This window comes from Pirellulales bacterium (assembly GCA_019694435.1).
Lineage (GTDB): Bacteria > Planctomycetota > Planctomycetia > Pirellulales > JAEUIK01 > JAIBBZ01.
The window spans coordinates 13656-40016 of the sequence record JAIBBZ010000036.1 but is presented as its reverse complement, the minus strand read 5'-3'; the positions used below and the strand labels follow the sequence as shown (position 1 = coordinate 40016).

Sequence of the window (26361 nt, the reverse complement as noted above, 5' to 3'; positions counted from 1 at the left end):
TGGCCCTGAACGCCCCGTCAGTGTTTGCAATCCGGTGGCTCAGACCATCGCCCCATCCGGCTGCGCGATCAAGATTTCGCCGCGGCCGAGGCCGAGGCGATCGCCGCTGAGAGAAACAAACCCCTGCGTAGACGGGGTGTCCTCGCAAGGAAAGCCCAGCGCCAACAACCGACGCCGCAGCAGGGCCCAAAATCCCGGCCAACTGGGGCCGTCTCGGCGAAAACTCGCGGGCACGCGTACGTCAGGCGCGAGGCAGACGATCGTGCCTCGTTGCATGCCCACACCGGGCAAGGGCGCCGCGCCCCCCAGCACGATCGTCCCTGCGCGCAGGTGATGGCCCGCGTAATCGTCGGCATCTCCCACCACGGCAATCAACCCGCGGCGTTGGCGCAGGCCCGCCTGTTTGCCTGTGTTGCCGGCGACGATGATCTCACCGCCTTGCATGCCGGACAGCGTGCCGGGCAGGGGGGCGCCAAGCTGGTCGCCGGCATTCCCCGCGATGCGCAAGATTCCGCCCTGCATGGTCGCCCCGGCCAGATCGCCGACGTCGCCCCGAACGGTCATCGTCCCGCCGCGCTGGCCGGCCGCTGCGAGCGTGCCTGCATGACCTTCGACGAACAGTTCGCCTGCCGTCATTCCGGCGGCCAGGCGGACGTAGCGCGGGCAACCTTCGAGTTCCAAGCGCGCGGTATCCGCGGTGGCGATGCGATCGATAACGAACAATTCGCCCAAGTCGTGCCATTCTCGGCCACACAAAATGCGTTGGCGCGCCATCTGGGTCGGGGAAAGTGTCGCCAGCCGATCGGGCCGCAGCAATGCCGCGTCGACGGGCCCCGGCGCCGGATTGCGCCATTGCATCCGGTAGCCGCTCATCGCAGCACCTCGTGCAGGCGGAAATGAAACTTGCCGAGATTGCCGCCGTAGTTCGCGGCACCGATCGTAATCACACCCGGCAGAGCCGCAGCGCGAATCGAAAGGGCCATCGCCTCGGCGATCGCGGCCTCGTCGATCCCGTCGATCACCAGCTCATACGCGCATACTGCGTCGGGATGCAGCAGCGTTTCCGCGCGGCTGCGCAGCGTCGGACAATAGGCCTCGTTCGTCGAGGCCACGACCCCGCGGTAGCGCGAGCCCACCTTGCTGCCGCTGCGAATCACGCCGCCGGGAAAGGGGGTGATCACGCCGGGCACGGGCGCCAGGATTCCGACCGACTTGCGCGCCGCATCGAGCGCGATCGCCGGATTGCGCGCCTGCAGGATCATGCTGCCGCCGCCGATGCCCTTGGCCGTGCCGGCGGTCGCTTCGACCAGGAACTCGCCATCGAAGACCGGCACGCGCCAGTAGCGCCGCCCTTCGATCACCTTGCTCTTCTGAAAGCCGTCGCCGAAAAACCGAATATGCTGTCCCAGCGGAATTCGGTTTTCCGCCGCCGGCAGCCCGTCGAACACGGCCGTCGTCGCACAGGTCATCAAGCACTGCCCGGCGCGGCGGGGCACGCTTTTGGCAAGCTTCTCGGCCGATACGCCAAACAGCAGCACCGCGGCCCCCGGTCGCGCGTCGGGCGTTTCGCTAGGCGAGAGATATTGCTCGATCCCCGCCTCAACGTCACAGCCGATCACCGAAGCCCCGTAGCCGGTGAACTCGGCCAGCGCCACGTTTAACCAGTAGTCGTCGGCCGCGGTGACGACGATCCGCGCGTAGTGCATCCGAAACGCTTCGGCATATGTGTCTTCAATCTGCGTTTCGCCGATGTTCATGTCGGTCCCTGCGCGAGCGTGGCCGTATGACCGCCGGCCAGGTCCTGAGGCAACGGCGACAATTGTTCGGCTGGCAGCGTCGAATGTTCGCACATCCAGGCATCGATCTGGGCAGTCGCGCCGCGGTCCACCTGGGGCGCGACGTGCCACGTCGAGCCCGCCGGTTGCGCGCAGAGCTCGCCGTCGCGGACGATGACTTCGCCGCCTTTGATCACCAGATACGGCCGGCGAAACATCTGCTCTCGATCGGCCGTGTCGTTGTAGATTGTCACGTCGGCGTCGGCGCCCACGCCGAGGTGCCCCTTGCTTTTCAGGCCCAACATGCGCGCCGGCGCTGCCCGGCTGACGATGCACAGGTCTTGGAGCGAGTACTCCCGGTCCAACTCCGCGAGCAGGGTGCGCTCCCGGGTCGTGGGTGCGGTCAGCTCCAAGGCGGCATCGCGCAGGCTGCGGTCGGCAAGCTGCGCCATCAGCGTCGGATAGGCCATGAACGACCCGCCGTTGGGATGATCGGTCGACAGCGCGATCTGCCAGGGGTCGTCGCATAGCAAGAACAGCTCGAGCCCGATGGCCCATTGCAGGCTGTGCAGCGCGCGGTCCCGGCGATACTCGAGCGGCACGATTCCGCAGCCCGTGGCCAGGTCGGTTTCCACGTCGACATACGGTCGCCCGGTGATCTGCCACAGGTAGTGCTCGAAATCCCGGTCGGCGCTGAGCGTGAGCGCCTCGCCGAACATGACTTGTCCCACGTCGAGCGTCATGCCGGGCGACTGCCGCAGGTGATCGATGAGCCGCGCCGAGCCCGACGCGAGCTGACCCTCGCCGTCGCGCCCGTAGGCATGAAACTGGGCGTGCGTCAGATGATGTCGGCGCCCGGCCAAGGCCCGCGAGGTGGCCAGCGTGACCTCGATGTTGCCCGGCACGCCGAGCTGATTCGCGTGTATATGCAGCGGGTGGGGCAATCGCCAGGCCTCGGCCGCGTCGCACAGGCCTGCGAGAATTGCCCGCGGCGTGAGCCGGGTGCCGGAAATTGCCTCGTCGAGTCGCCGCGGATCGGGCCCGGACGATTGCCAATGTGCCGTGCCGCCGGGATTCACGGCCTTGATGCCCCACGCGGCGCAGCGCGACAAGAGTGACCCGACCATTTCGACCGCCAACGCACGGTCGCGCGCACCCAGTGCCGCGAGCACCAGCGGGTTCTCAGCCAGCAGCAACAACAGCCCTCGGTCGACGACCGGCGTGTCGTGCAACTCGGCGTGTGCCTGACGCGCTCCGACCGGCGCCACCGCCGCCTCGATGGCCGTCGTATAGCCAAGCAGCGCATAGCGGTTGCCGGTTTGCCGGGTGCTCCCGGTCAACGGCCACGCCGGGGGCGAGTCGGCGGACGGATCGGGCACCAATTGGCGCGATTGGACGTCGCCGGCCAGTAACCGCCGGGCACGATTCACCGCGGGACCCGCGATGTGACAATGCATGTCGACGCCGCCCGGCATGATGATCCGCCCGCTGAGATCGATCGACGTGGCGGTCGCAGGCTCCGCCGGCTCAGCGACGATCTTGCCGCCTTCAATCCAGAGCGTACGAATCTCGCCGTTGATCTGATTGGCCGGGTCGTAAACGCGGCCGTTGCGCAGCGCGATCATGCAGCCCCCCCTGCGAATCGCGATTGCACGGCAAGACGTAGCTGCCGGAGCAGTTCGACCGCCGGATCGGGCTGTCCGTGTTCTGCGTTTCCGCACAACGTCAAGAATACCCCGTCGCCTCGAACAACCGTCGCGGCAAGCCTCGGATCAAGACCCGGGATGCGGATCGATATCTCGGCCGCGTCGTCGTGCTGATCGCCGATGACGATGCGCGGCGCTCCGATGGCTGCCGGCGCCGGCCCGGCGCCCGGAGCTGTGCGACCGATCTCCAGGCGCAGGTCTTCGTCGAGACCTGGGCCGCCTCGGCTCGACGGTAACCAAACTCGCGTCGCCGTCTCCGCCTCTGTGCTGCTCAGCAGCAACGAACTGCCGGGCGCACCCGTCAACCAGGTGAGCGCTTCGACGGCGCCGCGGGCATTGACTATCGCCTCGATCGTGGCAACCGACAGTTTCGGCGCCGGCCGCAGTCGGGCGGCACAGGCGCCTAGCACGTCGCGCAGTGCGTCGTCGCGGGCCGCTTCGCCCAGCAAGTAGACGTGCGCATGGCGCGCAGCCCGAATCGCACCGGCCACCTCCGCAACGTCGGTCGCTTCGCCCGCGGGGGGCTCTTTCCCCTCTTGCAGGGCGAGCGCCAGACGCAGGGCGAAATCCAGGTCCGCACGAGCAAGTCGAACAACGCGCCGGGCAAGGCCGTCGGGCATCCGATCTGCGGCGAACAATTCCCGGTGCCGCGGAAAGTGCTCGTCCGGGTCGGCGCCCCAGTAAATGACCAGATCGGCGGACGCCGCCGCGGCGCTCCAGGTGGCAGTGAGATCGGGCGCGTCGAGGCCCGCCCGGGCCCCTCCGCTCGAAGTGTCCAGGCGAATCGCGGCACCAATCCGCACGGCCAACAAGGCTGCCTCGCGCTGAGCCTCATTGGTCAAACCCACGAACCCACTCAGGACCGGAGCGGCACTGCCGTCGATGCGTCGAGCTGCTTCTTCGAGCGCCGCTTCGAGCGTCGATTGCCGGCCGGAACGCAGTGCTGTCACTTCGAGCGGCGGGAGGCCGCCAAGCCACTGGCGTCCCCAATCGCAAGCCTTTTGCCAGCCTGAATTTGCTCCTGAAGGCAGCTCGACGTCACAACAGCAGCACGAGCAGCGAGTGCAGACCATCGGCAAAGCCATGGGGTGGGCCACCGGTGCAGAAGCGGCCGAGGCTTGGGGGGCCTCAATCATGACAAGCCCGCGGCCGGCGTGCAAAGCGCGCCGCGCGAGGGGGGGCAACTGTGGCGCCCAACCCCTAGCCGCTGTAACCGTTCTCACGAGCACATTCGAACCTGGGCCGGCCGCCCCCCGGCGAGGCGGTTGGTTTATTCCGATGGCGTAATTGGCCCAAAATAGAAAAGACAAGAGAATGCAACAAACTTGCGACCTTATTCGTCGATGACTATAAAACGGACGTGCTAGCTCCGGCGGCTAGCCGCCCGCCCGAATCGCCGCGAAGCTCGACCGGTTGGCAGCCTTGCCGCCTGGTTCGCTTCGCCCCGCCCAACCTTCCGCCGGAGCCGCTCCCGCAGGTCCTCGACCGCACGGGAGCCGGAGCGAGCCGCCCGTGTGGAAGATCGCTCGACGCGACGCGTCCGATCGGAGTCTGCGTCCGTCACTGCGCGCCTCGAGCGGCGCCCGATCTGGCAAATTGCCGTTCTCGATCGGCGGTCGACTCGCAAGAATCTCTTACCGCCTAGAATCCCCTAGCAACCCGTCGGTCGCTGGAGAGAAACAGGCGTTGATTCGGCCGAAACCCGGTAACCGATGTGCAACGCATGGGCAGGCGCCGGTTGCGGGTGCAGGCGATTGTGCGGCAAGTGAGAAACTTGCGGACGAACCCAGCGCTTGCGGTTGTAGCAGCGCGGAACAGGGACCGGGCAATCAGTAAAAACCAGGGCGCGAAAATCGCGACCTTTTGGAAACGATGAACATCACCGAGAATTGGCCCGACGCCCAAAACGCGGCGTTTGTCGAAGAGCTCTTCCAGCAATACCTGGCCGACCCCCAAGCCGTGAGCGAGGCGTGGCGCGCCTACTTCGCGAACTGGCCGAAGGCGTCGGGAAATGGCAACGGGCACGCGGCTTCGTATGCCGCCACCACTGCCGTCCTGCCCGCTCCCTCCCGGACCGCCGAAACACCGGGGGCGAGCATTCCTGGCCCGTCTGCCAACGGCGATGCCAAGCTAGCGGCCGACTTGAGCATGGCCGTCCTGCAGGACCGCGTCGACCAGATGGTCCGCGCCTACCGCATTCGCGGGCACCTGAGCGCGAACATCGACCCCTTGGGTCTTGCCCGGGTCCCCCAATCGGAGCTCGACCCGGATTTCTACCAGTTCACCGAAGGTGATCTCGATCGGCAGTTTTCCACGCGGACCATCGAAGGGGCCAGCGTCCGCACGCTGCGTGGCATTGTCGAGCACCTGCGGCAGACCTATTGCCGTTCGATCGGCGTGCAGTTCATGCACATCGACGACTACCGGGTCCGGCACTGGCTGCAAATCCGCATGGAAGGCACCGCGAACCGCCTGCCGCTGTCGCGCGAAGATCAGCTCCGCGTGCTCAAGCGGCTGACGGATGCCGCCATCTTTGAAGAATTCATCCAGAAGAAGTACGTCGGTGCCAAGCGGTTCTCTCTCGAGGGCGCCGAGACGTTGATTCCCGCGCTCGACATGGCCATCGAGAGCGCCGGCGCCCAGGGGATCGAATCGGTCATCCTGGCGATGGCGCACCGCGGGCGCCTGAACGTGCTGGCGAACATCATGGGCAAGAGCCCCAACGCCATCTTCCGCGAATTCGACGACCCCGATCCCGAACTGCATCTTGGCCGGGGCGACGTCAAGTATCACCTCGGCTACAGCAACGACTGGGTGACGGCTTCCGGTCGGACGGTGCACCTGTCGCTGTGCTTCAACCCCAGCCACTTGGAATTCGTCAACCCGGTGGCCCTGGGCCGGATGCGGGCCAAGCAAGACCAGGTAGGCGATCCGAAATGTGAACGCGGCCTGACGATCCTGATCCACGGCGACGCCGCGTTCGCCGGCGAAGGGATCGTGGCCGAGACACTCAATCTCAGCCAGCTGCCCGGCTATTCGGCCGGCGGCGCGCTGCACATCATCCTGAACAACCAGATCGGGTTCACCACGACCCCGGCCGAAGCGCGGTCGAACACCTACTGCACCGACGTGGCAAAGATGCTGCAAATCCCCATCTTTCACGTCAACGGGGAAGACCCCGAAGCGGTGGCCCAGTGCGTGCAGTTGGCGCTCGACTTCCGCATGATGTTCCACCGCGACGTGGTCATCGACATGTACTGCTATCGCCGCTACGGCCACAACGAGGGCGACGAACCGGCCTTCACGCAGCCGATGCTCTACCGCGCGATCGAGAACCGCAAGTCGGTCCGCGAGGGGTATCTCGAGCACCTCCTGAGCCACGGCGAGGTCACGCGCGAAGAGGCCGACCAGATCGCCGAGCAGCAGCGATCGAACCTCGTGCGCGAGTTGTCCGTCGCCCGTAGCGAGAGTTACCTGCGCCGCCCGGAAATCCCCAGCGGCATCTGGAGCGAGTATCACGGCGGCCCGGATCATTTGTCCGAGGAAGTCACGACCGGCACCTCCCGACAACGGCTGGCCGGTCTGCTGCAGCGCCTGACCCAGCTGCCGGCCGATTTTCATCCGCATCCGAAGATCGTCCGCTGGCTCAAGGCCCGCGCCGACATGGCCGCCGATTTGCAGCCGCTCGATTGGTCGGCGGCCGAGGCCCTGGCCCTGGCGACGTTGCTGACCGAAGGGCATCGCGTGCGGCTCAGCGGGCAGGATTCGCAGCGCGGCACCTTCAGCCATCGGCACGCCGTGCTGCACGACGTGCAAGACGGGCACACGTACATGCCGCTGCGACACCTGGCTCCGGACCAGGCCCCCATTCAGATCTACAACAGCCCGTTGTCGGAAACCGCCGTGTTGGGCTTCGATTACGGCTACAGCCTGGATTGCCCTTCGGGGTTGGTGATGTGGGAGGCGCAGTTCGGCGACTTCTCCAACGTCGCCCAGGTGATCATCGACCAGTTCATCGCCAGTGCCGAGGACAAATGGCGCCGGCTAAGCGGGCTGGTGCTGTTGCTGCCGCACGGCTTCGAGGGGATGGGCCCCGAGCACTCGAGCGCCCGCATGGAGCGGTTCCTGGCGCTCGCTGCCGAGGACAACCTGCAGATTGTCAACTGCACGACGCCGGCCCAACTTTTCCACTGCCTGCGCCGGCAATTGCTCCGACCGTGGCGCAAGCCGCTGGTGCTGTTCACGCCCAAGAGCCTGTTGCGTCATCCGCAATGCATCTCGACGCTGGACGAGCTGGCCGCCGGCCACTTCCAGCGGATCATCCCAGACCTCACTGTTACGCCACAGAACGCGAGCCGCGTGCTGCTCTGCTCCGGCAAGGTGTTTTACGATCTACATGCGGCGCGCGATGCGCTGAAGCGCAACGACGATGTAGCGATCATCCGCGTCGAACAATTGTATCCGCTCCGGGAGGAGACCCTGTCCGAGGCGCTGCACGCCTACCCGGCCGGGACGCCCGTCTATTGGGTGCAGGAAGAGCCTGCCAACATGGGCGCGTGGCGGCACATGCGGGTACAATTCGGTGAAACGCTGATCGATCGCTTTCCCTTCGACGTCGTGGCCCGCAAGGCATCGGCCAGCCCGGCGACAGGCTCGGCGAACAGCCACAAGCTCGAACAGGAACAATTGCTGGCACGTGCGTTTGGCGTGAAGTCGCTGCGCAGCGACGCACCCGAACCGGTCACGGCCCGCGCGTAGTTTTGGCCCTTTCGTCCGCCACGCCATCCCTGCCCAAGTCCGGCCGTCACGGCCCTTGGGCTTTGAGCCCACAAGGAAGTCCCAGTCGTGCGCTTTGAACTCCAGGTTCCGACCGTCGGGGAATCGGTAACCGAGGCCATGATCGGCAAATGGCTCAAACAACCGGGCGAAGCAATTCGCCGCGATGAACCGCTGGTGGAAATCGAATCGGAGAAGGCGACAGTCGAAATCAACGCGCCGGCCGACGGCGTGCTCGCGGAGATCGTCAAGCAAACCGGCGAGATGGCCACGATCGGCGAGGTGGTCGGCTATATGGACGATGCCGCCGTGCCGCAGGCCGTGGCGTCGAGCGCCCCGGCCGCGGCCAGTACGGCTGGCAACGCCACGGCTGCTCCGCCGAAGCCGGCTGCGGCGGCGCCCGTCGCACCCGCGCCAACCGCAAGCGAGCCGCGCGTCATGCCGGCGGCCCGACGGGCCTTGGCCGAAAATCATCTCACGCCGGCCCAGGTCACGCCGACCGGGCCTGGCGGGCGGCTCTTGAAAGAAGACGTGCAGCGACAGGTGGCACAAGCGCCCGCAGCCCCGCCGGTCCCGGCCAAGGCGCCGCCCGCTCCCGTCGCCAAAGCGGCACCTGCCCCGGCGCCGGTCGTGAGCGACGGCGCCCAGCGCGGCGAGCGCGTCGTGCCGATGACGCCGATTCGCCGTTACATCGCCGGCCGGCTCGTCGAGGCGCAGCAGACGGCGGCGCTGCTGACCACCTTCAACGAAGTCGACATGACCGAGGTCATGGAGCTGCGGAAAAAATACCGCGACGGCTTCGAGCAGAAGCACGGCGTCAAGCTGGGCTTTATGTCGTTCTTCGTCAAGGCCGTGGTCGAGGCCTTGCGGGCCACGCCGCAGGTCAATGCCGAGGTGCGCGGCGACGCGATCGTGTACCACGACTATTACGACATCGGCATCGCCGTCGGCAGCGGCAAAGGGCTTGTCGTGCCGATCCTGCGCAGCGCCGAACACCTGGGGTTTGCCGAGATCGAAAAGAAGATCGCCGATTTCGGGGCCCGCGCCGCCAAGAACAAGATCGAGATGGAAGAGCTGCGCGGTGGCACGTTTACCATCAGCAACGGCGGCGTTTACGGGTCGCTGCTGTCGACGCCTATCGTCAATCCGCCGCAAAGCGGCATTCTCGGCTTGCACGCCATTCAAGAACGGCCCGTGGCCCGCGAGGGGCAGGTCGTGATTCGGCCGATGATGTACGTCGCGCTGACGTACGACCACCGGATCGTCGACGGCCGCGAGGCCGTGACGTTCCTCAAGCACATCAAGTCGCTGATGGAAGAGCCGTCGCGGCTGCTCTTGGAAATCTAATCGCGCGGCACGGCGCCGCCGTGCCCGCGCAACGTCAGCGAGACCCGGCATGGACGTGCGTGAATACGATTTGATCGTGATCGGCGGTGGGCCCGGCGGCTATACCGCGGCCATCCGCGGCGCGCAACTGGGGTTGCGCGTCGCGTGCATCGAGGCCGAGCGGTCGCTCGGCGGCACCTGCTTGCGCATCGGCTGCATCCCCAGCAAGGCGCTGCTCGAGTCGAGCGAGTTGTTCCGCGCGACGCGCGATGAATACGCCGCGCACGGCATCACCGCCGAGCACGTCCGGATCGACCTGGCCACGATGCTGGCCCGCAAGGACAAGACCGTTAAACAACTTGGTGGCGGGATCGACCACCTGTTCAAGAAGAACAAAGTCGATCGCCTGCTGGGGACGGGGCGGCTGGCCGGCGCCGGCCGCGTCAGCGTCGCCACGACCGAGGGCCCGATCGAGCTGGCCAGCTCGCGGATCCTGATCGCCACCGGCAGCGTACCCGCCACGCTCCCCGGCGTCGCCTTCGACGGCGATCGCATCGGCACGAGCACCGAGGCGCTGACCTATTCCGAGGTCCCGAAGCACCTCATCGTGATCGGCGCCGGCGCGATCGGCCTGGAATTGGGATCGGTCTGGCGGCGGTTGGGTGCCAAGGTCACGGTGCTCGAATACCTCGACCGCATCCTGCCGGAAATGGATGCCGAAATCGCCGCCGAGGCGCGCCGCATCTTTGCCCGCCAGGGGCTCGAATTCCAACTCGGCTGTCGCGTAACCGGTGCTCAAGTCGAGGGGCCAGAGGCCGTCGTCGCCGTCGAAGGCCGTGAACCCGTCCGCGGCGACCGGGTCCTCGTCGCCGTCGGTCGCAAGCCGTTCACCGGCGGGCTCGGGCTGGAGACCGTCGGCATCGCGCTCGATCCGCGTGGCCGAATCCCCGTCGACGAGCATTTTCAGACCACGGTCGCCGGCGTTTGGGCGATTGGTGACGTGATCCGCGGCCCGATGCTGGCCCACAAGGCAGAAGAAGAAGGGCTCGCCTGCGTCGAATCGATGGTCACGGGCTACGGGCACATCAATTACGACGCCATCCCGAGCATCGTCTACACCCAGCCCGAAGTGGCCGCCGTCGGGCGAAGTGAAGAGCAGCTCCAGAAAGACGGAGTCGCGTATAAGAAGGGGGCCTTTCCTTTCCTGGCCAATGGACGCGCGCTGGCGATCGGTCATGCCGAGGGGCGCGTCAAAGTGCTTGCCGACGCCCAAACCGATCGCATTCTCGGCGTGCACATCGTTGGCCCCCATGCCGGTGACCTGATCGCCGAAGCCGCCGTGGCGATCGAATTTGCCGCGACGAGCGAAGACCTGGCCCGCTCGACGCACGCCCATCCGACGCTCGCCGAATGCCTGAAAGAAGCGGCCGCGGCCGTCAGCGGCCGGGCCATTCATGCGTGAGGTCAGGCGGCCGCGATGAACACCGCAAACATCGCCAGCCAGACGACGTCGAGAAAGTGCCAGTACATCACGCAATGCTTAACGCCCAGGTGGGCCTCGTGATCGTACTGCCCCCGTAGCCCGCGCACGGTGACGACGGCCAACGGAATGATGCCCAGCATCACATGCGCCGCGTGAACCGCGATCAAAGCCCAGGCAATTCCATAAATGCCGTAGGTCTGTTTCAGCCCGGCCGCAGTGACGTGGCCTTCGAGCAGTTGCGGCAGGCTGATGGCCTGCGCGATCAGAAACCCCAGGGCGAGCACCCCGGTGGCGATCAAGGCTCCCTGGAAGCGCTGCTGGTTCTCGCGGCGGATGCTCCGCAGCGCGACGTGGAGCGTTCCGCTGCAGGCGAGCAGCAGGCCCGTGCTTACCCAGAGCCCCTTGGGAAAAGCAACGCTGCCGGGCGGTGGACTCGAGGGTCTCCCCCGGATGATCGCGTAGGCCACGATCGCTCCGAAGAAGAACATCGCCAGCGAAGCCAGCAGCAGCCACATGCCCATCGTTTGGGCCCGCGGCGGCAGCCATTGGCGTTGCTCGGGGTGTTCATAGCCGTAGCTGAGAAAGGCCATAGCAGACCGCAAATTCTTGAATTCGATCACCGGGAATGGAGCGGGTAAATCGTAGCCCAACGTGCTGCTGACGTTGAGGCCCCCGGCACCCCGGTCAAACTGTCGCGACACAATTCATGGTGCCCTGAATCCAGCGATCGTTAGGTGGCTATTCTTTCACGTCTTTCTCATTTGGCTACGACCATTTGAGGAAAGATTCAGCCTGCCCGATTGAACCAATTTGTGCCGAACGGCGTAAGATGCTTCGAAAGGTTTGTCGCCGGGGGGACACCTTTGCCGCGGCCGATTGCCAGGCGCTCTTGCCCGTGCTCGGTGCGGTTTCTCAACGTCGTGAGTAACTACGCTATGCGTCGTCCACGTCCGGAGGGCTACTTGCCCTCGCCTGAGGAAATTCGCGGAGCTTGCCGCCAAATTCGTGCATCGTGGAGCGAGAACGAGCGGCGTCGCCGCTCGGCGTGGAACGAACCCGCTGCTTGGCGGGTGCCCGTCGTGCATGTTCCATCGGCGCTGTCCACCGAGACGCGCGAGTCGTAACGGCTCGCGCTCGCTGCAATCACCCGTTCGCGCAGAGACGGCCGTGTCTAACATGTGCTGAGGCGGCTTGCGGATGCGTCTCGCCGGCCGCTCATGCCAGGGAATACCCGACACGGTATTCGGCTCGCAGCAACCGGTCGGCCTCGGGACAGTCTTTCACCTTTCCTGCCCCGGCGTCGTATTCGATGCCGCGGCCGAGGCGCAGGGCAACATTGCCCAGTAGCATGGCCTCGGTCAATCGGCCCGAGTAGCCGAAATGCGATTGGGTCGGCGGCCCGCCTTTGCAGGCCATCAACCACTCGAGGTGGTGCTCCTCGGTGCGTGGCAGCGTCGGCGCCGGCGGTTGATAGCCCTGAAATCGATCTTCGGGCAACAACTTCACTTCGACGCCGTAGGGATCGACCACCAACATCGTACCCAGCGAACCGATGATCAGCGTGCCGTTGTCGGCCAGCGAGGCTACGCCGGGCGCTAGTTCGACGGGCGGCTTTCTCTTGCCGTCGTACCAGGTAAACCGCACAGGCGGGGCGGGGCCCCTGGCCGGGAACTGGTAACGGATCACGCTCCATGACGGGGCCGTCTCGTCGTTCACCGGCGAACTCTCGGCCTCGACGGTCGTCGGCAGCTCCAGGTCGAGCGCCCAGTAGGCCATATCGAAGACGTGACAGGCCATGTCGCCCAGGGCCCCCGTGCCAAAGTCCCACCAGCCGCGCCAGCGGAACGGTGCGTAGCACTCGTGGTACGGCCGCGCGGGAGCAGGCCCCAGCCACAAGTCCCAGTTCAAATGAGCGGGCACGGGCTGCGACTCCGCCGGTCGGGCGATACCCTGCGGCCAGATGGGCCGATCCGTCCACGAATGCACTTCGGTCACGTCGCCCAAAACGCCCGAGCGAAGGATTTCGACCGATTGCCGGGCGCCGGACATGCCGTGCCCTTGGTTACCCATCTGGGTCGAGACTTTGGCAGCGGCCGCCTTCTGCTGGAGGTAGCGTGCCTCGTGAACGGTATGCGTTAGCGGCTTTTCGCAATAGACGTGCAGCCCTCGGTCGAGCGCCATCGCCGCGACGAGCGCATGCACGTGGTCGGGGGTGCTGATGACGACGCCGTCGAGCGATTTTTCCGCATCGAACAGCTTGCGGAAATCGGCATAGCGCGCTGCCTGAGGAAAACGTTCAAACGCAGCCGCGGCGCTCTTCGTATCGACGTCGCACAGGGCCACGATGTTCTCACTTTGCACGGCCTGCCAGTTCGAGGCCCCGCGCCCGCCGGCCCCCACGATGGCCAGGTTCAGCTTGTCGCTGGGCGATCGAGCCGCGGCGCGCTGGGCGCGACCGAGCGTCCACGCGGCCGTCCCGGCGGCCACCGATTGCGTCAGGAATTCGCGCCGGTCGAATCGCTTGCTCATCTTGCTTGGATTCCTTGTGGGACACTCGGCCGCAGCCCTTGCGCTGCCGCGCCATGATAACGACCCCTTGCGCCCGAAACTGCGCCCGCCTCTGCCGGCCGGCGCAGGCACCAACGGGACTGGTCGCTACGCCGCCCGTGGGGTACGGTGAGCGTTTCGTCGAGGACCGATTCACCCCAAGGGTTTCGTGGCCGCAATGAGCCGAATCCTGCTAGCCTTTCGAGCCTTTTTTGCCGTGCTGTTCGATGCCGGCGCGGCGCGGGCCGTGAGCGAAGCGCTCGCCCGTGGCGCCGTCTCAACGGCGGCGCCCCCCGCGGCCTCGCCCGAGCCGCCGCAGGCCCCGGCCGCCACGCGTCCTGCACCCAAGCCCGTTCGGAGTGACGCCTTGAGCCTGCTCGCTGCGCTGCAGCGCGAGGGCCGGCTGTTGGACTTCCTCAAGGAGCCCATCGCCGGGTACAGCGACGCCCAGATCGGCGCAGCGGTTCGCGAAGTGCACCGAGGCTGCGCCGGCGTCGTCGAGCGGTTTTTTGATCCGCGGCCGATCGTCGATCAGCCCGAGGGCGCGTCGATCAGCCTGCCTGCTCCACTCGATGCCGCGCGGTTTCATCTGGTGGGCAATGCCGCCGGACAGGCCAGCGGGGGCCTGCTGCGACATCACGGCTGGGAAGCCGCTCGCTGCGAGTTGCCCCAATGGACGGGCGCTGCCGACGCCGCCCGGCTGATTGCCCCGGCAGAAGTCGAATGCCGCTAGTCACGGACGATCTTACACGCTGAGCGCACGCGAACGATGACCGCCAAGTTTGTACTCGGCATCGACCTGGGCACCACGAACTCGGTGCTGGCCTACACGCCCCTGGACGAGGACAGCCCGGCTGCGCCACGGTTGTTTTCGGTCCCCCAATTGGTATCGGCCTCGACCGTCGAGTCGGCCACGTCGCTGGCGTCGTTCTTGTACCTGGCCACGGAAAGCGAAACAGCCGCCGGCGCATTCGACCTGCCTTGGGCGCGTGGCTGCCGGGAAGCAATCGGCGAAGTCGCCCGGCGCCAAGCTGCGGAGAATCCCACGCGCACGGTGGCCGCGGCGAAGAGCTGGCTGGCGCATGCCGCGGTCGATCGCCGCGCGGCGATCCTGCCTCCCGGCGCGCCGCCGGAAGTGACGAAGATCTCGCCGCTCGAGGCGTCGACGGCATACCTGGCCCATCTGGTCGCCGCCTGGAATCAGGCCCATCCCGATGCCCCCGCCGCCGATCAGCAGGTGGTGCTCACAGTGCCCGCCTCGTTCGACGCCAGCGCTCGCGAGCTGACTCGTGAAGCGGCGCTGGCCGCGGGTTTGCCGCAGGGCCTCGTGTTGCTCGAAGAACCGCAGGCCGCGGTTTACGCCTGGCTGGCCGCGCGCGGCGATGCCTGGCGCCGGCAGCTTCAGCCGGGCGATACGCTCCTGGTTTGCGACGTTGGCGGCGGCACGACCGACTTCACACTGATCGGCGCCAAAGATGTTGGCGGCGAGTTGCAGCTCGAGCGATTGGCCGTCGGCAACCATATCCTTGTCGGCGGCGACAACATGGACCTCACGCTCGCGCACCGGCTCGCCACCGCGTTTGGTGAGCGCGGCGTGCAGCTCGATCCCTGGCAATCGGTCGCGCTCTGGCATGCCTGCCGCACGGCCAAGGAGTCGCTCTTGGCTCCGGGCGGACCCGAGCAGCACCCGGTCAGCATCCTGGGACGGGGTAGCCGGCTGATCGGTGGGACGATCTCCGTCGACCTCCGACGTGAAGACGCTCTGGCCACTTTGCTCGATGGTTTCTTTCCTTCGTGTGCCGCCAGCGCGAAGCCCGCGCGGCGCGGCGCCTCGGGCTTTCGAGAGTTGGGGCTGCCCTATGAGGCCGACGTCGCCGTCACGCGCCATCTGGCCGCGTTCCTCGGCGCGCAAGGTTCGCCGGAACGCCCGCTCCAGCCGACCCACGTCCTATTCAACGGCGGCGTGTTCCGGGCCGAGGTCTTTCGGCAGCGGCTGCTCGATGTGTTGGGCGGCTGGTTCGGCGGTCAGCAGCCCGACGTGCTGGAAGGCAACGACGATTTCGATCATGCCGTAGCGCTCGGCGCCGCCTACTACGGTCTGGCCAAGCAAGGTCGCGGCGTGCGCATTCGTGGCGGCGCGCCGCGCTCGTATTACCTGGGCATGGAGTCCGCCGGATTGGCGATCCCCGGCGTGGCTCGTCCGCTGCGCGCCTTGTGCGTGGTGCCGTTCGGCATGGAAGAGGGGACCGAAGTCGATGTGCCCAGCGACGACATTGGCCTGGTCGTTGGCGAACCGGCCCATTTTCGGTTTTTCGCCTCGGCAACGCGCAAACACGATCGCCCCGGCGATGTCTTGGCGCGTTGGACCGAAGACGAGCTGCAAGAAACGGCCCCGCTCGAAACCAGCCTGGCTGCCACGCCCGCTGCGCCTCAAGGTTACGTGCCCGTGCGGTTTCAAGCGCGCCTGACCGAGTTGGGGGTGCTGGAGCTGTGGTGCGTGAGCACCACTTCGAGCGATCGCTGGAAGCTCGAATTCAGCGTCCGCGAGGATGGCGGAGCCGGCTGAGATGAGCGCCTCGACTGTAGCCCAGCCGGCCAGCCGTTATGTCGTCGGCATCGATCTGGGCACGACCAATTCGGCGGTCGGGTTCGTCGACACGCACGATTCGCCGTGGCGCGTGCAAACCTTGGCCGTCGAGCAACTGACGGCCTTCGGGCAGGTCGAGGCGCGCGAAACGCTCCCTTCGTTTCACTACGAAGCGACCGAGGCCGAATCGGCGGCCGACGCCTTTCGGTTGCCTTGGTCGGGTCCAGGGCGACGGTTCTCCGTCGGCACTCTGGCACGCGACCATGGCGCGAGCGCGCCCGGCCGCACGATTGCCTCGGCCAAGAGCTGGCTTTGCCACGGCGGAGTCGACCGCACCGCCGCGCTGTTGCCCTGGCATGCCGATCCCGACGTCCAGCGTCTGTCACCGCTCGAGGCCAGCAGCCGCTACCTGGGACATTTGCGCGACGCGTGGAACCATCGCCATCCTGATGATCCGCTCGAAGCGCAAGACGTCGTCGTCACGCTGCCGGCCTCGTTCGACGAAATCGCGCGCGAACTGACGGTCCGCGCCGCAAGGCAAGCCGGCTTGCCCCGGATCGTGCTGATCGAGGAGCCTCAGGCAGCGTTCTACGCCTGGATCGACACCCACGGCGCGACCTGGGACCATGTCGTCGCTCCCGGCCAGAAGATTTTGGTCTGCGACATCGGCGGCGGCACGACCGACTTCACGTTGATCCGCGTCCGCGCGGGCGACGAAGGCCGCGTCCGATTTCATCGCGTTGCCGTCGGCGAACATCTGCTCTTGGGCGGCGACAATTGCGACCTGGCCCTGGCGCACGCGATCGAGCCGCGCTTGACCGGCGGCGGACGACTCGAACCCCGGCATTGGGACGTCCTCGTGCGGACGTGCCGACACGTCAAAGAGACGCTCTTGACGGCCAATGCCCCCGAGTCGATGGGCGTACACCTGGCCGGCGGCGGCGCGCGCCTGATCGGCGGTGGGCTCCAGACCGAGATTCAACGCGCCGAGGTCGAAGAACTGCTCGTCCAGGGGTTCTTGCCGAATGTCGCATTGGATGATCGGCCGGTTCCGCGCCGCTCGGGCTTCCAGGAGCTAGGCCTGCCGTTTGCCGCCGATGCGGCCATCACTCGCTATCTGGCGGCCTTTCTGTCGACGCATCGTCACGCCGGCGACCTGCCGGACGATGCTCAGGCGGCGCACGACCCGGCCCGTCCCGATGCCGTGCTATTCAACGGCGGATTCTTCAACTCGCCGTTGCTCGCCGCACGTCTGCTCGCGGTGGTCGAGAGTTGGTTCAACTCGCCTGGCTCGGCCACATGGAAACCGCTGGTGCTGCGCAACGAGCGTCTCGATCTGGCCGTGGCGCACGGCGCGGCATATTACGGCATGGTCCGCCGCGGGGAAGGGGTGCGCGTCACCGCCGGATTGGCGCGGACCTATTACGTCGGCGTCGCCGTGCCCGACGGCGATACCGCGAAGGCCGTATGCCTGCTTCCAGCCGGGACGGAAGAGGGGCACGACGTGCATCTCGCCGGCCAGCGATTCCAGCTTGCGCTCCGCCAGCCGGTCGAGTTCCCGCTGTTCGTTTCGAGCACCCGGCTCACCGACCCCAGCGGGCAGTTGATCGCCGTCGATCCCGAGCAGATGTTTGCCTTGCCGCCCATCCGTACGGTATTACACGCCGCGCGCCGGACGGGAGAGGCCGAACAGGTGGCCGTCGAATTGCACGCCAGGCTCAGCGAAATCGGCACGCTCGAGCTGGGCTGTCGACAGGTCGATTCGCCGCAATCTTGGCGGCTGGAATTCGACGTCCGCGCCGCAACGCAGACCGACAGGGAAGGGCATCAAGGCGCAGCCGAGGCTGCCGGCATCGTCGACGAGACGGTCGTTGCCGCGGGCCGTGAGGTGATCCGGGTGACGTTTGCCCCCACGGCGCACCAATCCGGCCCCAAGCCCGATGGGCTGGTGAAATCGCTCGAGGCAGCGACGGGCCTGTCGCGCCGCGATTGGCCGCCGTCGTTGCTGCGCAGTTTTTGGGACACCCTCATGCAGGTCGAAGCCGGGCGCCGCCAGAGTGCGGTCCACGAGGCACGTTGGCTGAACCTGCTGGGTTTCAGCCTGCGCCCCGGCTACGGCCTGGCGGTCGACGATTGGCGCGTCGCCCAGACCTGGAAGCTGTTTCAAGGCAAAAAGCTCTGGCACCCCGTAGCGTCCTGCCAGGTCGAGTGGTTAGTGCTCTGGCGGCGGCTCGCTGGTGGGCTCTCGGCCGGACAACAACTCGCGCTTGCCGAACCGCTGCTCGCCACGGTGCGTGCGGCGCCCAAGAACAGCGGTTCGACGAAGCGCTACGATCGGCGCGCTGCAGTGGCGGACGATTTGGAATTGTGGCGGCTGCTGGGGTCGCTCGAGTTGCTGGCCGTGCCGCTCAAAATCGATTTGGGCCGGCTGGCCGTCGCGCGCTTGACTACAAATCCTGCCACCGCGCAGCGCGATGCCCTGGCCTGGGTGCTCGGCCGGCTCGGTTCGCGCGTGCCGGTTTATGGCCCGCTGAATACGGTTGTGCCCGTCGAGACGACGCGCGCGTGGATCGACAAGCTCTTGGCACAAGACACCAGCGCCAGGCCTGTCCAATTGGCGCTCGTCTTGCTTGCTCGCCGGACGGGCGATCGCTATCGCGACGTCGACGACGCGCTGCGGAAATCGGTGCTCAAGGCCTTGCAGGCCGCCGCAGCCAATGAACACTTTCTGACCCTGGTGCGCGAAGGAGGCGACCTTCAGGGCGAAGAACATGGGCTCGTCTTCGGCGAGAGCCTACCGGCCGGTCTGCGCATCGGCTGAAGTCGCTGCGCGGTGCGACTATGCTATGCTCGTTGTCCCGCCCTGAGATCGCCCACCTTCGGTTCAAACGGCCTCCCATGAAATTCGCCCTCGCCTGGTTTGCAATTGCCCTCTCCGTTTCGCTGGCACCGGCCGCGCCGGCCGACACCTACCTCGCATGGACGGTGGAACCGACCACGGCCAAGGCACCCGAGGGACAGGGCACCCGGCTCGCAGCCAGCGACTGGCAACCTTTGGCCGCAGCCGAACCGCTGGCACCCTATGCCGAAATGACGTCCGGCGTTCGTGCGGCCGACGGCAGCCTGTGGATCGGGACCCCGCGGGGGTTGATGTACCTGGCCGCGGGAGCGCCCCGCTGGCGGCTGTTCCATTCGCGCTGCTGGCTGCCGGACGATCGCATCGAGCGCGTGTCGGTCGTCGCGGGCTCGGCGACGATGCCCTGGGACCTCTACGTTCAGACGGCGCAGGGTGCCGTGCGCTTGGCGCAACGGCCGACTTCGCTGGCCGACAAGATGGCGCGGTATCTCGAACAGTTGCGCAAGCATCACGTGCGCGAAGGCTTGATCACCGAGATCGTGCTCAGCGAACCGGGCAATCTAGCCAGCAGCGCCGTGCAGCCCGACAACGACAACGACGGGCTCTGGACGAGTCTGTACGTCGCGGCCGAATCATATCGGTTTGCCACGACGGGCGATCCCGACGCACGCCGCAACGCGCAACAATCCCTCGCGGCGCTGATGCGGCTCGAATCGATCACCGGCATTCCAGGCTTTGCTGCCCGCAGCTTCGTGCCGATCTCGATCGACAAATCGCACGGCCCCGGCGAGTGGCATCGCTCGGCCGACGGGCACTATTGGTGGAAGGGCGACACGTCGAGCGACGAGCTGGACGGTCACTATTATGCCTATGCGATCTACCACGACCTCGTGGCCGACGCGCAGGAACGGCAGCAGATTGCCGGCGTCGTCGGACGCATCACCGATCACATCCTCGATCACGGCTACTACTACGTCGGCCCGCCCGGCAAGCCGACCACTTGGGGCGTCTGGGCGCCCGAGAAGTTGAACCGCGATCTGGAGTGGATCGGCGACCGCGGGCTCAATTCGCTGGAGATCCTGTCGCACTTGAAGGTGGCCGAGCACGTCACCGGCAAGGCACGCTACACTGACGCCGCGCGCGAGCTCGCCGAAAAACACGCCTACGACATCAACACGGTCGAGCAGAAGGTCATCTGGCCGCCGGAAGCCGTCAATCACAGCGACGACGAGCTGGCCTTTATCTCGTATCACCCGTTGCTGATGTACGAGCGCGACGAGCGGCTGCGGCACATCTATATGACCAGCCTCCGCCGCTCGTGGCAGATCGAGCGGCCCGAGGAAAGCCCGTTGTTCAACTACATCTATGCAGCGGCTCGACAAGCCAACCGCTGGACCGATCCGCTGAAGCGCCCGGACAAGGCCATCCTCGAACCGGCCGCCTACGACGGCGAAGCGTGCTTGCGCTGGTTCCAGGAGATTCCCGAAAACCTGTTCAACTGGTCGGTCGAGAACAGCCAGCGGCGCGACCTGGGCAACGTGGCCAGGAATCGATTCGACGAGCCGCGCAGCTTGCAGGTCTTGCCGATCAGCGAGCGGCGATTAATGCGTTGGAACGGCGATCCCTACAGCCTCGACAGCGGCGGCGACGGCCGCGTCCGCGAAGACGGCACCTTCATCCTCTTGCCCTACTGGATGGGGCGCTACCATCGATTCCTTGAGTAGCGTGTCCGAAACCCAGGTTCGCCAGGTCGATCCGATTGCTCCCGAGCCGGGGGAAATTGCGCAGGCGGCGGCGATCGTCGAACGTGGTGGACTCGTCGCATTTCCCACGGAAACGGTCTATGGACTGGGGGCCGACGCCACCGCGGCCGATGCCGTCGCGCGGATCTTTGCCGCCAAGGGACGTCCAGATGCGAACCCGTTGATCGTGCACGTGCTCGATGCGTCGGGCGCACGGCAGCTCGTCGCCGAATGGCCCTCGCGCGCCGAGCGATTGGCGCAGGCTTTCTGGCCGGGGCCGCTAACCCTGGTGCTGCCGAAGAACGATCGCATTCCCGCCGTGGTCACGGCCGGCGGTTCGACCGTCGGTCTTCGCTGCCCGACGCACCCGGTGGCTCGGGCACTGCTCGCGGCGGCGCGGTGCCCGATCGCCGCGCCGAGTGCGAATCTGTCGAATCGCTTGTCGGCCACGCGCGCCGAGCACGTACTCAACCAATTGGCCGGTCGCGTCGACCTGATTCTCGACGGCGGCGCTACGCCCGGCGGTCTCGAATCGACGGTCGTCGATCTGACCACCACGCCACCGCGCGTATTAAGGCCCGGATCGATCCTGGCCGAGGAGATTGCCGCGGTCTTGGGCGAACCGGTCGCAGCCGCCGGCGCGGCGCCAAACGTCTCCCAGCCACTGCGTTCGCCTGGGCAATTGGCGCGGCACTACGCGCCGCGCACTCCCCTGGTCTGCATCGCAGGGAGCGGCCAGTCGGCGGTGCATGCCGACAGCGCCGCCGGCCGACGCGTGGGTTGGCTCCCCTGGCAGGCCACGCCAGTCGAAGCGCCAGAGCATTGCGTTGTGCGCTCGTTGCCCACCGACCCGCGCGGCTATGCCGCGGGGCTCTATGCCGCGCTGCATGAGTTGGACGACGCCGAGGTATCGACCATTTACGTCGAGCTTCCGCCCGACGAGCCGGCGTGGGCCGCGGTCCGCGACCGATTGACGCGGGCCGCCGCCAAGCCCTAGCCATCTCGCCTGGGGCCGCGGTTCATGCCCCCCGATCGTCGAAGCCCTTTGGATGCGTGCGGTGCCAGTTCCAGGCCGTCGCGCAGATCGCCTCGAGATCGGTGTATTCCGGCTGCCAACCCAGCACGCACTGTGCGCGGCGAATATCCGCGTACAGCACCGGCGGATCGCCCTCGCGGCGCGGGCCGATTTCCTCGGCGATGGCTCGGCCGGTCGCGCGGCGGCACGCTTCGATCACTTCGCGCACGCTGTGGCCGCACCCCGACCCGAGATTGCACGCCTGGAAGTCCCCGGGCCGCAGCCGATCGAGGGCCGCGGCATGCGCCCGGGCCAGGTCGTCGACATGCACATAATCGCGCACGCAGGTCCCGTCGGGCGTGGGATAGTCGTCGCCAAATACCGTGATCCGCGGACGTTGGCCGAGGGCCACTTGCAAGACCAGCGGAATCAAATGCGTTTCCGGGTCGTGATCTTCGCCCAAGTCGCCGGCCGGCGTGGCGCCCGCGGCATTGAAATAGCGCAGCGCAAAGGCCGCCCAACCGTCGCGACGGCACCGCTCTTCGAGCAACCGTTCGACGGCCAGTTTCGTCGCGCCGTAAGGATTGATCGGCCGCTGCGGAGTGTCTTCGGAAATCGGCATCTGCTCCGGCGCGCCATAGGTGGCCGTGGTGCTCGAAAAGACGATCTGCCGCACACCGACCGACTCCATGGCCTCGAACATCACGGCCGAGGCATGCAGATTCTTGCGCTCGTAAAAATCGGGGCGCGCCATCGATTCGCCGACTAGCGCCACGCCGGCAAAATGCAGCACCGCGTCGATGCGGCGCTCGCGCAAAACGCGCTCGATCGACGCGCGGTCGCCGACCTCACCCTCGATCAGGCGTCCCCGCGGCACGGCCGCACGATGGCCGCGCAGGCAATCGTCGTAGATCCAGATCTCGTGTCCCCCGCGCGCGAGCAGGCGTACCGCATGGCTGCCAATGTATCCGCTGCCCCCGGTGACGAGAAGATTCACAACATCGCTCCCGGCTGGCGGCGCGAACAGGGCAGGGGCCTCAGTCGCACCCTGCAAAGGGCCGATTGGTCTGCAGGCACTCGCAGAGCTCACCATACACTGCTTGGAGCCGCGCGCGCGAAGGATTCGAACCGGTGGCAGCGAGGATGCGCCGCGCCAGGGGGCCTTGCTCGAGCAGGACCGACAAAGGCACATCCCAGGCCGCGTTCCAGCCGGGCTGCCGCCGCAACTGCTCGACGATTTTCCGCCAGGCATCGCCGGCCGTCATACCGCCGGCAGCGTGAATGCCCAGCGTTTCCAGGTAGTCGCCTTCGTCGATGATCGCTGCGTCGGCCTGTATGATCGTTGCGCCGAGCAACGCGGCGAGCGGCTCGTGCGACCAGGCCTGCTGGCGGGCCAAAGGGCTGTTCACCTCCTCGACCAGCAGCCGTACCAGCCCGGCCGCGGCCCCGACGATCGCCAGATCCATGCACGGCGCCTCCTGCGCGTCGATCACGCGAATCTCGATCGTGTTGCGCTCGAACCGGGCGATCGCGCCGCGGCTGTTGAGCCATTCGTGCTGCAGAGTGCCTGCCGCGTCGTGCGGGGCAATCTCGCGGTACATCGGCGCGAAGATCTCCGCTTCGTAATCGGCCTGGCTGAACACGGCCTCGGGCACGATCGCGCCGGCGATCGAGGGGATCTTGCGGGCGTTGCCGCGATAGACCTCGAGCCGCTCGTCCAGGCGACCGGTCGCCTGACCGGCGACCAGCGGACTCGACGCCGCCAGGGCCGGCAGCAGCGGCAGCACCAGCCGCACAGCCGCGTGCAGCCGCGCGAACTCCGCGTCGTCGGCGAATGGCAAGTTCAAATGCACGCTCTGTAGGTTGGCCCAGCCGTGCCCACGGCAGTCGAAGATCCGGTCAAATGCGGCGAAGACCTCGTTGTATTCGTGCGGCCAGAGCCGCATTTCGCGCCACGGATCCATCCACGGATGCATCGCCGTGGGCATCAAGCGCCCGCCGAGCGTGGCCAGATGCGCGTTGATGCGCCGGACATGCTCGTGAAAGACCTGATCGAGACCGACGAGCGACCGGGACGGTTCGCTCGTCTTGAGCTCGATTACGTGCAGCGCCAGCTCGTTCGACCAGGCCAGCGCTCCAGCGTCATGTTCGGAGGTAATCTCCCCGGCCTCGGCAGCGATGACCCGATCGGTCGCCGGCAACACGTCGAGCGTGCGCGCATCGACCAGCATGTATTCGATTTCGACGCCGTAGGCCTCGAACAAGCCCAGCGTGCGCGTGGTCATGATTGTTTCCCTGCTTTGCGTTGTTCGATCCGCTGCAGAAACACGCGCATGATCCGCTCGTACAGCTCCTGGCCCAGGATGCGGTCTTCGACGCCCGCGTCGATGTTTGGATTGTCGTTGACCTCGATGACGCAGGCGCGGCGGCCAAGTTGCTTGACGTCGACGCCGTAGAGGCCGCTGCCGATCAGGTTGGCGGCGCGTTGCGCTGCCCGCAGCACCTGCGGCGGTACCTCGTCGAGCGGAAGTGTCTCACACTTGCCATAGCGCCGCCGCGCGCCGTCCTGCTGGGTGATCTGCCAGTGCTTCGGCACCATGTGGTATTTGCAGGCGTAGAGCAGTTGCCGGTCGAACACACCGATGCGCCAATCGAACGTCGTCGGCAGGAATTCCTGTGCGATGATCAGCTCGGACCGGGCCAACAACCCTTCGACTTCCGCGGCGAATTCGTCGGCGTTTTCGACCTTGAGCACTCCCTGCGAAAACGCCGAGTCGGGCTGTTTGAGCACACAGGGGAACCCCAGCTCTCGTCCGACCGCCTCGAGGTTTTCTTTGTGCAGCAGCACGGTGCGCGGAATCGGCACCTTGTGCCGCGACAGCAGCTCGGCGAGGTAGACCTTGTTCGTACACTTGAGGATCGACTCCGGGTCGTCGACGACGACGAGCCCTTCGATCGCGGCGCGGCGGGCGAAGCGGTACGTGTGATGATTGACAGCCGTGGTCTCGCGAATAAACAGCGCGTCGAACTCGGCGATCCGGGCATAGTCGTCTTGCGTCACCCGCTCCGGGTTCAGGCCGAGCGTCTCGGCCGCCTTGGCGAACCGCGCGAGCGCCCGCTCGTTCGAGGGCGCCAGTTCCTCCTCGGGATTCGCCAAGATGGCCAGCTCGTATTTCACAGGCACCCGCTTGCGCGACGCGGTGCGGCGCCCGGCAAAATAGGCCGCGGCCGACTCCTCGACAAAGTCTCGATGCTGCGGCGGAATATCGCCCACCGGGATCGGCCCGATCTGGCGCAACTGCCACTTGCCGTTGCGCACGAATTGCGCCCGGAGCAACGGCGCCTGGAACAGGTTGAACAGCTCCAGGCTCAGGCGGTTATAGCGCCGAGCGACGTTGCGGCCAAAGTACACGCTCAGAGTGAACTGTTCCGAGTGGACCGGCGCAAGGGCCTGCTGGATCAGCGATTCCAGATCTTCGGACACGAATCGCACGACGGTCTGCGATTTCATGTCCTGGATCGTGGTGATGTTCGGAACCGGCTTATGTCCCCGGGCCGTGGCCAGCAGCGTCACGTAATAGCCGATGCTCTGGTAGCGGTACGAACGGCAAAGGTTGAACAGCTTCACGCCCTTCAACTCGCCGAAATCGGCCCGCGCCAGATAGCTCCGGGCATCGATCACGTCGACGCCGGGCATCTGCAGGGTCCACTCCTTGGGATTATTGACGACGATCAGCGGCGGCATGCTCGACCCCGGCCGCGGATCGGCGAGGCTCAATGATCAGGAAATTCGCGTCGTAGGTCACGATGCCCAGCAGAATGGCACCGATGACGCGCTCGATGCTGACATGATAAAGATGGGAATCGGAATGCGGTGTCAGTTGCAACGGGTCCGCCACGAGCACTTCCCGGGCGTCCTTGTCGTAGCCACACAGCACGACGAAGTGCCCCGTCGGCTCGCCGCGCACGTCGTCGGGAATGCCTTCGGGTCCGAACTCGCGCGGGCTGCGGTGCAGGAACGTCGCGCTCAGGCCCGTCAGGATCGGGATCGAACGCACGAGGTATTTGCGTAGCAGGGCCGGCGTCAGGTCCTCGAATTTCAGCCGCCCACCCCGGTCGATAAACTCCAAATAGGCGTCGGTCGCCATGTGGAATTTCTGACTCTGCTTGACTTCCTTTTGGGCCCGCAACCGCTGCGGCAGAGAAACCGGGCCCGCCTGAAACCATGTCGGGTCGAAGACCTGCAGGTCGTAGGTGTAGAGCGTGGCGCTATAGCCCCGAGCCAAGGCGTGACACCCCAGCAGCACGGCCAACGTCCCGCCCCCTTCGACGACCTGCACCTCGCCGATCACCTGCTGCAACTCGATCGATTCGCCGAAATAGCGATAGATCGCGTGCAAGCAGGTAGGCCCGCACGTGTAGTCATCGGGCTGTGGAAGAATTTCAACCGAGAGTCGCGTCTGCACGCTCAATCCGTTGTCGCAAGGCCCAGCAGAATCTCGCCGCGCTGGTGGCCACAGACACTCCGTGTCGCGCCGCCGGCGCCG

The 26361-nt window shown here is 66.4% G+C and carries 18 protein-coding genes; 8 read left to right on the top strand and 10 right to left on the bottom strand.

Annotated features, from left to right (window positions below; translation table 11 throughout):
• Positions 1-39: 39 nt before the first annotated feature.
• The 4 genes from K1X74_19995 to K1X74_19980 are packed head-to-tail and all read right to left on the bottom strand — an operon-like array spanning position 40 to position 4431.
• Positions 40-873 (bottom strand): formylmethanofuran dehydrogenase subunit C, encoded by an 834-nt coding sequence (locus K1X74_19995; GenBank protein ID MBX7168629.1) that lies wholly within the window; start codon positions 871-873, stop codon positions 40-42.
• Positions 870-1757: a formylmethanofuran--tetrahydromethanopterin N-formyltransferase gene (fhcD, locus tag K1X74_19990; GenBank protein ID MBX7168628.1), complete on the bottom strand. Its 888-nt coding sequence runs from the start codon at positions 1755-1757 to the stop codon at positions 870-872. The genes K1X74_19995 and fhcD overlap by 4 nt, the downstream gene beginning before the upstream one ends.
• Positions 1754-3400 (bottom strand): formylmethanofuran dehydrogenase subunit A, encoded by a 1647-nt coding sequence (locus K1X74_19985; protein MBX7168627.1) that lies wholly within the window; start codon positions 3398-3400, stop codon positions 1754-1756. Before K1X74_19985 ends, fhcD begins: the two co-directional genes overlap by 4 nt.
• Positions 3397-4431 carry a hypothetical protein gene (locus K1X74_19980; protein MBX7168626.1) on the bottom strand — a complete coding sequence of 345 codons (1035 nt, stop codon included), beginning with the start codon at positions 4429-4431 and terminating at the stop codon, positions 3397-3399. Before K1X74_19980 ends, K1X74_19985 begins: the two co-directional genes overlap by 4 nt.
• A gap of 922 nt (positions 4432-5353) precedes the next feature.
• Between K1X74_19980 and K1X74_19975 the strand changes: the two genes are divergently transcribed.
• The 3 genes from K1X74_19975 (at position 5354) to lpdA (ending at position 11045) form a co-directional block, all read left to right on the top strand.
• Positions 5354-8239, top strand: coding sequence for a 2-oxoglutarate dehydrogenase E1 component (locus tag K1X74_19975; protein ID MBX7168625.1), 2886 nt, complete (start codon positions 5354-5356; stop codon positions 8237-8239).
• Between the two features lie 87 nt (positions 8240-8326).
• Positions 8327-9604 carry a 2-oxoglutarate dehydrogenase complex dihydrolipoyllysine-residue succinyltransferase gene (odhB, locus tag K1X74_19970; GenBank protein MBX7168624.1) on the top strand — a complete coding sequence of 426 codons (1278 nt, stop codon included), beginning with the start codon at positions 8327-8329 and terminating at the stop codon, positions 9602-9604.
• Positions 9605-9653: 49 nt separating this feature from the next.
• Complete coding sequence (gene lpdA / locus K1X74_19965; GenBank protein ID MBX7168623.1) at positions 9654-11045, top strand: dihydrolipoyl dehydrogenase; 1392 nt, start codon at positions 9654-9656, stop codon at positions 11043-11045.
• Between the two features lie 2 nt (positions 11046-11047).
• On the opposite strand, the gene K1X74_19960 is transcribed toward lpdA, so the two are convergent.
• Together K1X74_19960 and K1X74_19955 are read right to left on the bottom strand one after the other, a co-directional pair.
• Positions 11048-11767, bottom strand: coding sequence for a cytochrome c oxidase subunit 3 (locus K1X74_19960; protein ID MBX7168622.1), 720 nt, complete (start codon positions 11765-11767; stop codon positions 11048-11050).
• Between the two features lie 514 nt (positions 11768-12281).
• The gene (locus K1X74_19955) at positions 12282-13595 is read right to left on the bottom strand and encodes a Gfo/Idh/MocA family oxidoreductase (protein ID MBX7168621.1); all 1314 of its coding nucleotides are present in this window, start codon (positions 13593-13595) and stop codon (positions 12282-12284) included.
• 196 nt (positions 13596-13791) lie between these two features.
• Here K1X74_19955 and K1X74_19950 point away from each other — a divergent pair, with 196 nt between their 5' ends.
• The 5 genes from K1X74_19950 to K1X74_19930 all read left to right on the top strand — a co-directional run bounded on the left by K1X74_19950 (position 13792) and on the right by K1X74_19930 (position 21796).
• Entirely contained in the window at positions 13792-14346 is a 555-nt protein-coding gene (locus tag K1X74_19950) for a DUF2760 domain-containing protein (GenBank protein MBX7168620.1), read from the top strand.
• 36 nt (positions 14347-14382) lie between these two features.
• Positions 14383-16179 (top strand): Hsp70 family protein, encoded by a 1797-nt coding sequence (locus K1X74_19945; protein ID MBX7168619.1) that lies wholly within the window; start codon positions 14383-14385, stop codon positions 16177-16179.
• Complete coding sequence (locus K1X74_19940; GenBank protein MBX7168618.1) at positions 16163-19021, top strand: hsp70 family protein; 2859 nt, start codon at positions 16163-16165, stop codon at positions 19019-19021. Before K1X74_19945 ends, K1X74_19940 begins: the two co-directional genes overlap by 17 nt.
• Positions 19022-19098: 77 nt before the next feature.
• Complete coding sequence (locus tag K1X74_19935; GenBank protein ID MBX7168617.1) at positions 19099-20781, top strand: hypothetical protein; 1683 nt, start codon at positions 19099-19101, stop codon at positions 20779-20781.
• 1 nt (position 20782) lies between these two features.
• Positions 20783-21796 (top strand): threonylcarbamoyl-AMP synthase, encoded by a 1014-nt coding sequence (locus K1X74_19930; GenBank protein MBX7168616.1) that lies wholly within the window; start codon positions 20783-20785, stop codon positions 21794-21796.
• 22 nt (positions 21797-21818) lie between these two features.
• Here K1X74_19930 and galE read toward each other — a convergent pair whose 3' ends face one another.
• From galE to K1X74_19910, 4 genes are read right to left on the bottom strand one after another with little or no spacing between them, the layout of a single operon-like run.
• Positions 21819-22811, bottom strand: a complete 993-nt coding sequence (galE, locus tag K1X74_19925; protein MBX7168615.1) for a UDP-glucose 4-epimerase GalE — start codon at positions 22809-22811, stop codon at positions 21819-21821.
• A 40-nt stretch (positions 22812-22851) separates the two neighbouring features.
• Positions 22852-24099 (bottom strand): glutamate--cysteine ligase, encoded by a 1248-nt coding sequence (locus K1X74_19920; protein ID MBX7168614.1) that lies wholly within the window; start codon positions 24097-24099, stop codon positions 22852-22854.
• Positions 24096-25559: a RimK family protein gene (locus K1X74_19915; protein ID MBX7168613.1), complete on the bottom strand. Its 1464-nt coding sequence runs from the start codon at positions 25557-25559 to the stop codon at positions 24096-24098. Before K1X74_19915 ends, K1X74_19920 begins: the two co-directional genes overlap by 4 nt.
• On the bottom strand, positions 25534-26280 hold the full coding sequence (locus tag K1X74_19910; GenBank protein ID MBX7168612.1) for a C39 family peptidase: 747 nt from the start codon (positions 26278-26280) through the stop codon (positions 25534-25536). The genes K1X74_19915 and K1X74_19910 overlap by 26 nt, the downstream gene beginning before the upstream one ends.
• Positions 26281-26361: the final 81 nt, after the last annotated feature.